General features: G+C 69.9%; 14 protein-coding genes and 3 pseudogenes. 6 read left to right on the forward strand and 11 right to left on the reverse strand.

The features are described from left to right. The 3 genes from DKT69_RS39530 to DKT69_RS06075 all read right to left on the reverse strand — a co-directional run. Nucleotides 1–205, reverse strand: a 205-nt coding sequence (locus DKT69_RS39530; RefSeq protein WP_236647226.1) for a transposase, incomplete at its 3' end; no start/stop codon positions are given. A 208-nt stretch (nucleotides 206–413) separates the two neighbouring features. Then, entirely contained in the window at nucleotides 414–956 is a 543-nt protein-coding gene (locus tag DKT69_RS06070; protein WP_109800600.1) for an ATP-dependent DNA ligase, read from the reverse strand. A 180-nt stretch (nucleotides 957–1,136) separates the two neighbouring features. Beyond that, on the reverse strand, nucleotides 1,137–1,736 hold the full coding sequence (locus tag DKT69_RS06075) for a TetR/AcrR family transcriptional regulator (RefSeq protein WP_109800601.1): 600 nt from the start codon (nucleotides 1,734–1,736) through the stop codon (nucleotides 1,137–1,139). A 93-nt stretch (nucleotides 1,737–1,829) separates the two neighbouring features. Between DKT69_RS06075 and DKT69_RS06080 the strand changes: the two genes are divergently transcribed. Both DKT69_RS06080 and DKT69_RS06085 read left to right on the forward strand, forming a co-directional pair. Continuing rightward, nucleotides 1,830–2,738 carry an NADP-dependent oxidoreductase gene (locus tag DKT69_RS06080; RefSeq protein WP_236647365.1) on the forward strand — a complete coding sequence of 303 codons (909 nt, stop codon included), beginning with the start codon at nucleotides 1,830–1,832 and terminating at the stop codon, nucleotides 2,736–2,738. Further along, nucleotides 2,729–2,923: a nuclear transport factor 2 family protein gene (locus DKT69_RS06085; RefSeq protein WP_368666223.1), complete on the forward strand. Its 195-nt coding sequence runs from the start codon at nucleotides 2,729–2,731 to the stop codon at nucleotides 2,921–2,923. The genes DKT69_RS06080 and DKT69_RS06085 overlap by 10 nt, the downstream gene beginning before the upstream one ends. Nucleotides 2,924–2,984: 61 nt before the next feature. On the opposite strand, the gene DKT69_RS37645 is transcribed toward DKT69_RS06085, so the two are convergent. Then, nucleotides 2,985–3,386, reverse strand: coding sequence for a DUF6262 family protein (locus DKT69_RS37645; protein WP_146230991.1), 402 nt, complete (start codon nucleotides 3,384–3,386; stop codon nucleotides 2,985–2,987). Then, complete coding sequence (locus tag DKT69_RS06090) at nucleotides 3,376–4,461, reverse strand: tyrosine-type recombinase/integrase (protein ID WP_146230992.1); 1,086 nt, start codon at nucleotides 4,459–4,461, stop codon at nucleotides 3,376–3,378. The genes DKT69_RS37645 and DKT69_RS06090 overlap by 11 nt, the downstream gene beginning before the upstream one ends. A gap of 283 nt (nucleotides 4,462–4,744) precedes the next feature. On the opposite strand from DKT69_RS06090, the gene DKT69_RS06095 reads away from it, so the two are divergent. Further along, nucleotides 4,745–4,954 carry a hypothetical protein gene (locus DKT69_RS06095; RefSeq protein WP_109800604.1) on the forward strand — a complete coding sequence of 70 codons (210 nt, stop codon included), beginning with the start codon at nucleotides 4,745–4,747 and terminating at the stop codon, nucleotides 4,952–4,954. 567 nt (nucleotides 4,955–5,521) lie between these two features. Here the strand turns inward: DKT69_RS06095 and DKT69_RS39535 are convergent. Together DKT69_RS39535 and DKT69_RS39540 are read right to left on the reverse strand one after the other, a co-directional pair. Further along, on the reverse strand, nucleotides 5,522–5,920 hold the full coding sequence (locus tag DKT69_RS39535; protein ID WP_236647366.1) for a transposase: 399 nt from the start codon (nucleotides 5,918–5,920) through the stop codon (nucleotides 5,522–5,524). Nucleotides 5,921–6,212: 292 nt separating this feature from the next. Beyond that, nucleotides 6,213–6,512 (reverse strand): annotated as a pseudogene (locus DKT69_RS39540) (transposase family protein); the annotation flags it as partial. A 68-nt stretch (nucleotides 6,513–6,580) separates the two neighbouring features. Here DKT69_RS39540 and DKT69_RS39545 point away from each other — a divergent pair. Together DKT69_RS39545 and DKT69_RS06110 are read left to right on the forward strand one after the other, a co-directional pair. Beyond that, nucleotides 6,581–6,754 (forward strand): annotated as a pseudogene (locus DKT69_RS39545) (transcriptional regulator); the annotation flags it as partial. A 257-nt stretch (nucleotides 6,755–7,011) separates the two neighbouring features. Beyond that, the gene (locus DKT69_RS06110; protein ID WP_109800605.1) at nucleotides 7,012–7,710 is read left to right on the forward strand and encodes a hypothetical protein; all 699 of its coding nucleotides are present in this window, start codon (nucleotides 7,012–7,014) and stop codon (nucleotides 7,708–7,710) included. Between the two features lie 104 nt (nucleotides 7,711–7,814). On the opposite strand, the gene DKT69_RS06115 is transcribed toward DKT69_RS06110, so the two are convergent. From DKT69_RS06115 to DKT69_RS39550, 3 genes and pseudogenes are all read right to left on the reverse strand, one after another. Beyond that, nucleotides 7,815–9,080, reverse strand: a complete 1,266-nt coding sequence (locus tag DKT69_RS06115; protein WP_109800606.1) for an MFS transporter — start codon at nucleotides 9,078–9,080, stop codon at nucleotides 7,815–7,817. Beyond that, nucleotides 9,080–10,498: an FAD-dependent oxidoreductase gene (locus DKT69_RS06120; RefSeq protein ID WP_109800607.1), complete on the reverse strand. Its 1,419-nt coding sequence runs from the start codon at nucleotides 10,496–10,498 to the stop codon at nucleotides 9,080–9,082. The genes DKT69_RS06115 and DKT69_RS06120 overlap by 1 nt, the downstream gene beginning before the upstream one ends. A 76-nt stretch (nucleotides 10,499–10,574) precedes the next feature. Then, nucleotides 10,575–10,784, reverse strand: a pseudogene (locus DKT69_RS39550) (GNAT family N-acetyltransferase); the annotation flags it as partial. Between the two features lie 326 nt (nucleotides 10,785–11,110). On the opposite strand from DKT69_RS39550, the gene DKT69_RS06130 reads away from it, so the two are divergent. Further along, complete coding sequence (locus tag DKT69_RS06130; protein ID WP_109800608.1) at nucleotides 11,111–11,494, forward strand: ArsR/SmtB family transcription factor; 384 nt, start codon at nucleotides 11,111–11,113, stop codon at nucleotides 11,492–11,494. 57 nt (nucleotides 11,495–11,551) lie between these two features. Here DKT69_RS06130 and DKT69_RS06135 read toward each other — a convergent pair whose 3' ends face one another. After that, the gene (locus DKT69_RS06135; protein WP_109800609.1) at nucleotides 11,552–12,325 is read right to left on the reverse strand and encodes an NAD(P)-binding domain-containing protein; all 774 of its coding nucleotides are present in this window, start codon (nucleotides 12,323–12,325) and stop codon (nucleotides 11,552–11,554) included. Nucleotides 12,326–12,408: the final 83 nt, after the last annotated feature.

The raw sequence follows: 12,408 nt of genomic DNA on the forward strand, positions 1-12,408 counted from the left end.
CGAGCTTGTGGTGGGGGAAGTCGGCGGGCAGCGCGTCCCACTGGCAGCCAGTCCGGTCGAGGTAGCGGATCGCATCCACGACGTCCCGGCGGGGGTAGATGATCGGCCGTCCACGCCCGGTTCCGGCCGGCACGTGCGGGGCCAGGATCCGCCATTCGGCGTCGGTGGTGTCGGACGGGTAGTGCCGCGGCCGGCCGGTCGGCAGGTGATCGGCAACGGTGGCCGGCGTGGCGGGTGCGGCGACGCCGGCGACAAGGTATACAGACAGGGTTGGGCCTTCGGTCGTGCTGGTTTAGTCACCTTCGCTCGTACCGAAGGCCCTTCCCCATGTCACGCCACCACGCCGGGCACCGGCACGATCATCGATTTCGCACCCGACCCGCCGGTCACTCGAAACCCTTATTTACCAGGCTCTAAGGGGCAAGTAGGTCGATCAGCTCCGCGCGCTGGGCGGGCCGCAGGGGGTGAGTCCGGCCGGTGTAGCGAAGTCGTCCGTGCTCGTCGAGGCGGCCGAGCAGGAGGGTCTCCAGATTGCCGAGGCTGGGGGTGGCGCCGCTGATGATGGCCTCGGTGCTGTGGTAGGCGCACTGGTATTTCTGCCAGCCGCGCTTGCCGGGCTCGTAGCGGCTGTCGAGCCGTTTGATCATCAGTCCTTCGATGCCGGCGGCGGTCCAGGTGTGCAGCCACTCGGTGGCCTGCCCGACGTCGGTGCTCTGCGGTGACAGGGTGAGCTGTGCCGGGGCGTCGGCGAGCAGTGACGTCAGCAGGGCGCGCCGTTCGGCGAGCGGCTTGTCCAGCAGGGGTAGGCCGGGCGGGGCGCTGAGGAGGTCGAAGACCACGTAGTGGGCGGGGCGGCTCCTGGCCAGGGCGTCGCGGCCAGTCCCGGCGGTGACCCGCCGCTGCAACTGGGAGAAGTCGGTCCGTTCTCCCGCCCAGACCACGAGTTCGCCGTTTATCTTGGGTCAGCCGATCAGATGGTTGGTTGTGCGGCGATGTTGTGTCATGGACATGTCCAGGACGTTGCTTGCCAACGTGCTCAACCAGGTGCGGCCGTTTCCTTTCCCCCGTGAGCGCGTTCAGCCGAGCAGCCCCAGAGGCGCCAGCAGGCATCTGCGGCCAGACCCTGTGTTAAGCCGTCAAGGAGCGGCTGGCGGCGGGTGGGGCAGCGGGTGGGCGCCGTCCGGTCGTAGGCCGTCGAAGATGATGGCAAGGTATCGCCGCCACAGGTCGGGCGGGGCGTCTGACACATAGCTGGTGACGTAGTTGGGTGCGCACATCAGCAGGATGACGTCGGCGCCGGTGACGTCGGCTCGCACGGCGCCGTGCTCACGAGCCCGATCGACAAGCTTGTGCACGGTGCGGAACATCTGCTCGCGGGCCCTGATCACGTCCGCGTTCAGTTCGCCGGCCTCCTGCAGGAACGACAGGTCGCGTTGCTGTTGTTGGTCGGCAGCGACCGTGAGGAACTCCAGCAGCGCGGGGCCCGGGTCCGCCGCGTCGAGCAACTGTTCGCCGAGCGCGCCGAGCTCGTCGATCCGGTCGAGGACGATCGCGGCGAGCAGGTCGTCCTTCGTGGCGAAGTGGCGGAACAGGGTGCCCTTGCCGAGACCGGCCCGGCGGGCGATGTCGGCGACCGAGGCGTCCAGGCCACGCTCGGCGAACTCGTCGGCGGCGGCTGCCAGTAGCAGCCGCCGGTTGCGGGCGGCGTCGGCACGCAACGGGCGGGGCGAGGTCACGGTGCCACCCTAGCAAGTTGACCACCCGGTCCGCTTATTGCTAGCGTCGCGACCGATAACAGGACCGCTCGGTCCGTTTATGGGAGGAAGCGCATGAAGGCAGTTGTCGTGACCGGCTATGGGCCGCCCGAGGAATACACCGTGGCAGACGTGCCGGCGCCCCGGCCCGGGCCGGGACAGATCCAGGTCCGGATCGCCGCCGCCTCGACCAACCCGGCGGACGTCCGGCTGCCCAGCGGCGAGTCCCGTGACGTGGTTCCCCTGGAGTTTCCACACGTGCCCGGCAACGACTTCGCCGGCACGGTCAGCGAGGTCGGCGCCGGCGTGACGGCCTACCAGGTGGGCGACGAAATCTTCGGTCAGGCGGCGCCCCGGGTGCTGCGGGCGATGGCCGGTGCGGCCCGGCCGTCGCTGAGCACGGGTTCACTGGCCGAGTACGCGGTCTTCGAGGCCGACACCCCGTTACTGGCGCACCGCCCGGCCGGCCTCGACATCGAGCACGCGGCCGCCCTGCCCACCGTCGGCCTGACCGCACGGGCGCTGATGGCCACCGCCAAGGTGCAGCCTGGCGAGACGGTCCTGGTCGTCGGCGCGACCGGCGGCGTCGGCACCGCGGTGATCCCGCTGCTCGCCGCCGCGAAGGCGCGGGTGATCGTCACCGCGCCCGCCGCGGACGCCGACATCCTCCGAGCTCTCGGCGCCGACGAGACCATCGGGTACGCGGAATCCGAATACCCCTCCGGCGTCGACGTCGCCTTCAACCTGACCCTGCCGAGTGACCACCTTGCCGGAGTCGCTGCCGCCATCCGCCCAGGCGGACGCCTCCTCACGATCACCTATCCGGTACCTCAGCAGGAGTGGATTGGCCGCGACGACGTCGGTCTGCATTTCGTGCTGGACCTGGACGGCACCTTCGGCGGGATGCGCGAGGCGAGCGGGGCTACCTGCTGGACAAGCGGCAGTGGATCGACCGACACGCTGACTTCGCCTACCTGTCCCTGACGACGACCGAACTCGACGTGCGCCGCTATGACCGCGCCGCGATCGTGCGCTGCGTCCAGCGCAGCCGGGCGACCTGGCGTGGTGAGGTGATGGCACTGACGGTCCGACTGAGTCAGGTATGGATCGAACTACCCGACGGGTGGCGACTCACCGGCATCCAGTTCAGTTCGCTCGACCCAGCCTGAACGCCGCATCCGCAATCCCGAGCCGACGCAGCGCTGTGCGCGTGAGTGAAACCGCTGCTCATCACGTAGGTGTGGTTCGTCCGGCACGGCTGTCGCGTAGTGCCCCATGCGCTGCGGCAAGCAGTTCTCGGAGCTCGGCGACCTGCCGGGTGAGTTCCCGGTTGCGGCGGTGCGCCGCCTCAAGGCGGCGGATCAGGCTGGCTTCGCTCGTGCGCTGGCGGGTGGGGACGGCGACGCCAGTGGAGCGGTTGTTGATATCGCGTAGCCGTTCCACTGCTGCTCGGACGTCAGGCTGGCTGTATAGCCAGGCCCGGCTGACCTTCGCCGCCGCAGCGACCTTGGCGTAGGTGACGGGCTCGCCGGTGGTCTCGAACTGGCGTAGTGCTGTGCGGGCACGGGCGAGGGTTTGCTCGTGTCTCCGACGCGCTGCCGCGATGAGCCGATCTGACGCGTCAGATGGCATCGCGGTGCGCTCCGCCCGTAGCGATTGCCTGCTTGATCTGCGCGATGCGCGCGTCGAGTTGCTCGAGTACGAGCCGGTTCTGGTCGGCCAGCTTGGTCTGCCCTCGGGCATCGAGTTGGGCGATGAGCGTCAGCGTGCGGTGGCGGTGCGCCTCGTGCGCGGGCAGGTCTTCGCTGGTGGTGATGAAGACGGGGCGGGTCAGGCACTTGTTGGAGTGGTCGCAGGTCTGCTGGCGCGGAAGTCCGCAGTGCCCGTTCGGTAGGGCGGTGCGTGATCGGTTCGCCCACTCCACATCGGCCGGTAGCAGGTGCTGCAGATCGTCGTCGTTGTCGCGGGCGGCGTCCCATTCGGCGCGGATGGTGGTGTCCAGCAGCCGGGCGTAGTGGGACGCCATCTCGAGGCTGGCGTGGTCGAGCAGCTGTTTGACGACTTCGAGGCGGACGCCGCGGTTGACCAGGGTGGTGGCGAACGTGTGCCGCCACTGGTGCGCCGTGATGTGGGCGGGACGTCCGGCTTCGTCGGTGATCCCGCACTTCGCGACCCACGCCTGCAGCTGCAGGTTGTAGGTGCTGCGTCGGAACGGGAGAAGTCCGTGGGGGTTCAGCATGTTCGCGGGCACCAGCCGCAACCCGTCAACGGGCAGGGTCCGGGGAGCTGGCTGACTGAGGTATGCCGCAGTCTCCGCCGGGTACTGCTCGCGCACCCTGGCCTGTTGTTCACGGATCTTGTCGAGCGTCGCCGCGCTGATGGGTACGTAGGCTTCGCGGCGCATCTTGTGGTTCCAGTACCGGACGTACGGGTTGTCGTCACGGTCGCGGACGATCGGGTCGTAGCCGAGCGCGCAGGCGTCACCGACGCGCAGCCCGGTGGCCAGCATCAGCTCCGTCAGGAATCGGCCGTCGGGTTGGGGCCAGCGGGGCAGGTGCGCGCGGACCTGGGTCATGATGTGGGCGTTCAGGCCGCGGGCGCGCAGCGGGATCGTTCGCGGGTAGTCCGAGGCGTAGATGACGGCGTTTCGGGGCAGCTCGGGCGCCCAGTCCTCGTGGTCTTGTAACGCCCGGAGGAAGACCGCCAAGGCGCTGATGCTGTCGCGGATGGTCTGAGTCGCCAGCGGTCGCGTTCGTTGCTGCACTTCCGGCCTGTACGGCGATCAGGTCCGCGCGCCGTAGCCGTCTTCGGCGGCCTCTGGCACAGTCGCGGTTGTGATTGACTGGCCGAGGACCCGGGCTGCGCTGAGCTGGACCGTGTTGGCATACGCGTTCGCTGGTCTTGCCACTGCGCCGCTGGCGGCGGCGCCTATGCCCTCACACCCGGTGCCGTGCGAGGAACTCACCGGGGATCCGGATTGGCTAGTATGGGTGTTCCGCGAGACCGTGTGGCTCTCCCTCGCGTTCTCGCTGCCCCTGGCCGCTGCGGTGACGGCCGTGTTCGTTTGGCGAACTGGGCTGTCCACCAAAGGCGCGGCAGCCCTCGGCGTCGGTGTCGGCCTCGTGCTGGCCGCAGCCACCGTCGGCTATTCCATAGCGGCCGCTACCTGCGGGTACAACCTGGAGCAGGTCCACCCGTGACAGCAGCCAGCCATACCTCCCGGATTTGTCGACCACCTGCCTGGTCAACCCGACCTCCTCGTCCCGAACGCGGGCATACAGCATCATCGGTTGTCATCCGGTGCGGTCTCCTGCCGCTGGCCAAGGCTGGTCTGCCTCCTTATGCGGCGTGCTGTCGGCAACTGGCGGTGCTTTCGCTGCCTTCTCGCTGCTCGGCGTGGTTGCGACAGCCGGCGGAAGACCAGGTGCGTTCGGTCCTGGATCTCTGGCGGCAGGGGCAGAGATCCATGTTCCTGACCTCCGGCCCCTGGGGTTCCGTCCTCAGAATTCCTCTGGCCCGACGGTCCACTTCCACAGGTATTGATCTCGTTGGTGGACATAATCGTCTGACCCGGACGGCACGCACTGTGACCTGCGCCGGGACCGGTCGTCGATGGCCATCGGTGGTCACCGCTGGTTCACCTCGGACGGCCTGGAGACGGCCTGATTTTGACGACACGTCTGGAATCTCCGACCCCCCGCTGGGGGATACGGACACGAGCTGACGACGGGTGCCGGACCGTCAAGCAGGGCCGGTGTCGAGCAGGGTCATTGCGTTGTCGGATAGGTGCTGGTCACGGCGGTGATGAGGTCGTGGGGGCGGCGGTTGGCGCGTCGGGTGGCGCGGGCGATGTTGGCCTCGCCGTTGGTGCGGTGGTAGCCGATCGAGGTGTTGCGCAGGGTGGCCAGGACGGCGGGTCCGGTGCCGGTGCGAGCTTGGTGGAGGTCTTCACGGAACGTGACGTCCCGGACGTGGTGGACGCGGTTCTCGATGTGCCATTCGCGGCGGGCCCAGTCCTGCAGGTCGGCGGGTTGGGCCTGCTCGGCGGGTAGAGACACGGTGAAGTAGGTGGTCTCGGGGCTGGTCTTCGCGCCGGTGGTGCGGGTCCGGATGATCCGGATGGCCTGCTGCGCGTGGGGGAACCTGATTCCGTCGGGGGTGTGCACGGTGATGGCTTTGACGGTGCGGGTCTCGCGGCGGCCGTGCCCGGTGTCGCGGCGGCGGTCGCCGAGTGGGACGTCGGGCCCGGGGTAGGGCTTTGAGCTGCTTGAACAAGGAGAGCAGGTGGACCTGGCCGCCGTCGCTGCGGCGGGCACCTCGAAGGGTTTTCCCGTCCACGGCGATCACCGTCCGATACCGGGCTGGCCGGGGCGTGGTCACCGGCCGGGCGCGGGCGGTCAGCCAACCGGCCAGGACGGTGGACAGCAGCCCGTCGTCCAGGCGAGTCAGCAGCCGCCACACCGTCGTGCCCACCGGCACCCCATGATCGAACCCGAGCCGGTCGCGGGCCTGCTCGTCCAGATCGTGCAGCCAGTCGGTGATCGCGGCGAACGACGATGCCCCCGCCAGGACCGTGCACACCGCGACCGCGAGCAGACCCGAGAGCGGATACCGCACGCCACGCGGGTCGCGGGGATCCGGGACCGCCGACAGGGCCTGCATCAACCGCGCGCACTCACTCTCGGTGACCGCATGTGGTGATGTGTCAGGGGTGCCGCCGTCGACGGCGGACAGTGCGGGGATCGGGCATGATGACATCGGCGGGTGAGGTCCTCGGGGTGTCGTGAAGCGTAGAGAACTCCATGATCACCGACGCGATCTCACGTCTGGCCCAGTCCACGGTCTCGCAGCATCTCAAGATCCTGACTGAGGTCAGGTTCTTCCTCCTCGAAGCCGTGAGCAACGCCCGCCATTACCGGACCAACACCCGCTGCGTGTCGCGCTTCCCCAGCGCCGCCGATGTCGTCATGGGCAAACCCGCGCCCGCTGCTGTCGGCAAGTTGATGATCGAGACCGGACTTGTCGTTCACGCGACGTCGCCTCGGGCACGGGCGCGGCCGGCTCAGCAGGGCAGGGCAGCAGGAACGAGCGGCCGGACGAGCTGTTCGCCGTGTAGGCGGGAAGGTTGTGTCATGCCGGCGGCAACGGCAGATGCGTCCCGCGTCAGCATGCTCAACGAGCCTGACGACAGTGGGTCTGGGCCGAGCAGGGCCTCGTCTGTGGCTGTCCTGAGAGGAGGGGCGGGCATACTGCAGGCATGCGTGACGGCCTGCATGGACCGAACGTGATCGCCGCTGGGCAGTCCGTGCTGCTTCTCGTAGCGGTCAGCGGCGGTGAGGCCGTGCACCTCGCGCGCCGGCAGGAGCCGCCGGCGCTAGGTCGCAGCGCCGTACTCGACCGCTACCTCACGCGCGGGGATAGTGAGCAGGAGGCGGTCCAATGGCGATATGACGTCCAGGCGCTGCGGGAGCCGGTCTGGGAGCACATGACGATGTGCGGCCGGGTATGGGCGCTGATGGTCGGCGGTGACGGCGGCACGCTGAGCAGGTGCCGGGAGCCGGCGTACGCGCCGACGTGCCGACGGTGTCTGACGCTGATGGACCGCCTGTTCCCCGCGCCGGCGGTCGACCGCAGAGTCCCGGTTGTCGCGCAGGTGATCTGCGACGTGGTGCGTGAGCACGGGTACGCGGAAGTGCGGGAGGTGCCAGGTGACCAGCTCGCCGTCCTGCGGAAGGAGATTCGGTCGCTGATCAGACAGCGGACGGGCCACCCCGCCCAGACCCTCGTTCACGGCGATCTCCTGCTGGTGGTGTGTGATCCGCTGCGTGACCGGAAGGCGGAGATGCGGGCAGCAGCCGAGGCGGTAGGAGCAGTGCTGTTTGGGGATCAGCCGCTGCCGGCCGCGCGACCCGAGCGTTCATGGGTCGTCAGGTGGACCGCGTGGGACCTGGGGTAGACGTCGGGGTGTCGTGCTGTCGGCCTTTCTGCGCGCTCGCCAATTGCGGTTACCTGAGCTGGATCTGGCCCTGACACGGCAGCAGCGCGGGCTCCTGGATGCGGTCAGACGGGCTGGCTGCGGTGCTCGCTGCTGTCGATCCTGCCCTCCCCCACGGCCCGCATGCCGACGGCGGCGACAAGGCATGCGGTGGTCACGGCGGCGAGTAAGACGTGGTAGCCGCCGTGCGGCAAGAGCGTGGCGGCGAGCAGCGGCGCGGCGGCTTTGGCCGTGGTGACGGGGGCGGTGAGGCGTCCGGCGATGGTGGCGTAGGCGGTGGTGCCGTACCGGTCGGCGAGGAGAGCTGGGGTGGCGAGACTGGCGATGCCGAACCCGAGTCCGAAGCCGGTGACGGTGATGATCGCGCCGATCGGGGTCCCGGCGAGCGGCGGCATGGCGAGGACGGCGAGGGCTTGGGTGGCGAAGACGGCGGCGACGATGGTGGTCACGGCCAACCGCCGGCGGGCGGCGGTCAGGAGAAGGCGTCCAGTGACGGACAGGACACCGAGCAGGCCGGCGATGGAGGCGGCGAAAGTTGCCGGGTGGCCGCGACTGGCGAGGTAGCCGACGATGTGGACGGTCATGGTGCTGGTGGCCGCGCCGTGGGCGGTGAACGTGCCGGCAAGGATCCAGAACCTGGCATCACGCATGGCGGCGCGCGCGACAGATCGCCGCTGCGTGTTGTCCTGCCGCTCGGGCGGGGCCGATAACGCGGCGGGCGGGGCCGGAGGTTTGCGGATGGTGAGGGCGTGCAGGGGCACCGTCACCACGCCGTAGATGGCGGCGAGGACGAGCAGGGTGCCGCGCCAGCCGAGGTGTGCGTCGAAGAAGCCGGCGAGCGGCATGAAGATGGTGCTGGCGAACCCGGCGACGATGGTGACGGCGAGCAGCGCGGTGGCGCGCCGCTCGGGGGTGAACCAGGTGACGATGACCGCGAAGGCGGGTTCGTAGAGGACCATGGCGCCGGTGATGCCGATGCCGATCATGACGGCGTAGAGCCGCCAGATGGTCTGGACTTGGGACCAGGCGATCAGCAGTACCGTGGCGGTGATGGAGCCGGTGGTCATCAGGGCGCGTCCGCCGTGGCGGTCGAGCCACCGCCCGACAGGGATGGCCATGAGGGCGCCGGCGAGGACAGAGGCGGTCAGCGCTCCGGTGACAGCGGTGGTGGAAGCGCCGATGGTGGCCGCCATCGGGCCGAGCAGGACGGCGTAGGCGTAGTAGAGAGTGCCGTAGCCGATGGTGGTGGTGATGGCGAGGGCGGCGACGATGCGCCGCCCGTGGCGCCCGCCCACCGTGGGGTCGGCGGGCGCCATCGTGGAGGTGGTCATCAGCTGCCGCAGCAGCCGCCGGTCTGGCCGCCAGCAGGTGCTACGTCGAGGCTGATGAGGTTCAGCGGCGTGGACAGCAGCCCACCGGAGATGCCGATGGCCAGGCCCTTGCCGGCCGTCTCCGCCGCCGGGGCCGGTCCGCAGCAGCTGTCGGTGCCGGTGGAGTCGGTGGGGTTGCTGTTGCAGACGCCGGTCTCGGGCAGGTCGAGCTGGACGTCCCGGGCGGCGTCCCAGTCCCCGGCGAGGGCGGCGACGACGGAGCGGACCTGCTCGTATCCGGTGGCCATGAGGAACGTCGGCGCGCGGCCGTAGCTCTTCATGCCAACGGCGTAGTAGCCGACCTCCGGATGTGCGAGCTCGTCCACGCCGTGCGGGGGCACGGTGCCGCAGGAGTGCTCGTTCGGGTCGATCAGCGGGGCGAGGGCACGGGTGGCGCCCATGATCGGGTCGAGGTCCAGGCGCAGCTCGGCGGCGATCGAGTGGTTGGGTCGGAAGCCGGTGGCGGCGACGATCCGGTCGACCGTGATGGACTCGTCGGCGCCGTCGGCGTGGCGGACGACGACGGCGACCCGACCGTCGGCCGGGGCGAGGGCGTGGACGGAGAAGCCGGTGAGCAGCCGGATCCGGCCGGCGTCGACGTGCTCGCGCAGCCGGGAGCCGAGCGCGCCGCGGGCGGGCAGGGCGTCGGCGTCGCCGCCGCCGTAGGTGCGGGCCGGGCTGGCCGAGCGGATCGCCCAGGTCACCTCGGTACCGGGCTCGGCAGCGGCCAGCTCGGCGAGGGAGAGCAGGGTGTTGGCGGCGGAGTGGCCGGCGCCCACGATCAGGGTGTGCTGGCCGGCGAAGCGGTCCCGGTCCGCGCCGAGCACGTCCGGCAGGGCGTGCTCGAGGAACGCGGCCACGTTCGTCTCCCCCCGGGCGGGCAGGCCGGAAGCGCCGAGCACGTTGGGAGTCCCCCAGGTGCCGGAGGCGTCGATGACCGCGCGGGCCAGCAGCTCGTCACCGTCGGCAAGTCGGATCAGGAACGGCGTCTGCTCGCGGCCGGCGGTGCGCAGCCGGTCCAGGCCGAGGCGGCTGATCGCCTCCACCCGCGCGCCGTAGCGCAGGTGCGGCTTGAGCTGCGGAAGCTCCGCGAGGGGCTGGAGGTATTCGGCGACGAGCTCCGCGCCGGTGGGCAGGGCGTCCTCGGCCGGGGCGACCCAGCCGGCGTCGTCGAGCAGCCGGCGCGCGGCCGGGTCGACGTTGTACCGCCACGGGGAGAACACCCGCACGTGCCCCCACTGCCGCACCGCCGCGCCAACGGTGTCACCGGCCTCCAGAAGAAGGAAGGGCAGGCCACGCTCGTGCAAGTGGGCGGCGGCGGCCAAACCCACCGGGCCCGCGCCGATCACCACGACGGGCAGCTCGGTCAGGACGCTCATCGGAAAACTCCTCTGTGTCGAAAACTGTCGAATCAAGAAGGTGCGGTTGTGCTGGGGCAGGCGGAGCGGCAGGGGTTCAGGTGATGACGGGGCTGCGGCGTTCAAGGAAGGACGACGTCACGCCATCGGCCGTGGTGCCGACCGACGCGCTCACGGATGCCGATGACCCGGAAGCCGGCGCGCTTGCGCAGAGCCAGGCTGGCGGGTTCTCCGAAAAGACATCGGACTGGGTGGTCCAGATCCCGGCGGCCTCGGTGGACGCGATCAGGGCATCGAGAAGCAGGCGCCGGAGCCGGTGATCTGCAGGGCGGCGGCGGGGTCGCCGGTGAAACCGCCGACGGCGGGGCTGTTCTCGCTCATGTCGGGTCCTTCCTCAGCGGGGGATCGTCAGCGTGTAGGCGGTGGTGCGGGCGCGGTCATAGAGGCGCTCGACCCGCTGCACGGGAGTGGACACCCGGGCACACGAGTCGCAGAACCGGACACCAGCCACGGGTGTTGGCCGGCGGCGCGTAAAGCCAAACATGGTAGGCCCCATTTCCTCATGACGCCCTGTCTTGACGTCCGTCTAACCAGAGACTTGCACACTGATTAGAGAGATGTCAACCTAGAGGCATGTCAAAGCAAGAAGCACCGCTTCGCCTCATCGACCTCAACGCCGACACACCGTGCTGCCCCCCGCTGGCGCAGCGGCGGGTTCCCGCCGAGACGGCCGCAGTGCTCGCGCCCGCGTTCAAGGCCCTCGGCGACCCGGTGCGGCTGCAGCTGATGTCGATGATCGCCTCCGCCGAAGACGGGGAGGCCTGCGTGTGCGACCTGACCCCGGCGTTCGACCTGACCGGGCCGACGATCTCGCACCATCTCAAGACGCTGCGCGAGGCGGGCCTGGTGGATGCCGAACGGCGGGGCACCTGGGTCTACTACCGCGCCCGGCCGGGGATCCTGCGCCAGCTCGCCGCCTTGCTGTCGGTCGAGCCGGCCCCCTCGTCGCAGGCGTAAACCGCCGCGCAAACCTCCTGCTCGCAGGGCGGAATGCCAGGAGGGGGCCGAACGCGATCAGCGTTGAGCGCCGGATCCCGTGCGCGAGGCGACTCCCGCTTTCCGCTGCCAACCCTGGTGAGGCCGGCCCGACACGTGAGCGGCGAGGGCAGTCATGACGTGGGCGGCGTCGCGGCCGATGCCGCGCAGGGTGTTCGAGGCGAAGGATCGCTGGAACTCCAACCCGAGATAGACCAGACCTGGATGAGTGGTGGAGATCCCACCCACCTGCTGCGGTGCGCCGTGGTCGAGGGCGCCCAGGGGCTGGAGGTAGGCAAGGTCCTGGCGGTAGCCGGTGGCGAAGATGACCGCGTCGACCGGCTCGGGCGTGGCGTCGGCCCAGATCACCCCCTCGGGCGTGAAGGCGGTGAACATCCCCCGCCGCTGAAGCAGACCGGATGCGAGGGCGTCGCGGTAGACGCCGGTGTCGAGCACGGTCGCGTGTCGGACAAGACGAGTGAGGACGCGGCGTGGCAGGCGGTCCGCGCCGGTGACCCGCAGCCAGTGGTGGAGGTCCCGCCCGCTGAGGCGTTGGGGCAGGAAGCGCACGGGTTCCCGGGTGGCGAGCGTGACGCGGGCGTGGGCCGCGATCTCGTAGGCGACCTGGACGGCGGAGTTGCCGGCGCCCACGACGATCACCCGCTTGCCCGCGTACGCCTCCGGCCGGCGGTAGTGGGCGACGTGCCGGAGATCGCCGGCGTAGTCGTCCTGGCCGGGCAGCGTCGGCAGGTAAGGGTTGCCGAAGGATCCTGTGGGGCTCGTAAAGCCGGTTCGGCTATGCTGCCTGCGAATACTCGTTGATCAACCCGCCGAGGATCGGGCGCCGTCGGATCCTGGCGGCGGTCAAGTCAGTGACTCCCGACGGCGGGTTTGGC

The organism is Micromonospora sicca, assembly GCF_003172935.1.
GTDB lineage: Bacteria > Actinomycetota > Actinomycetes > Mycobacteriales > Micromonosporaceae > Micromonospora > Micromonospora sicca.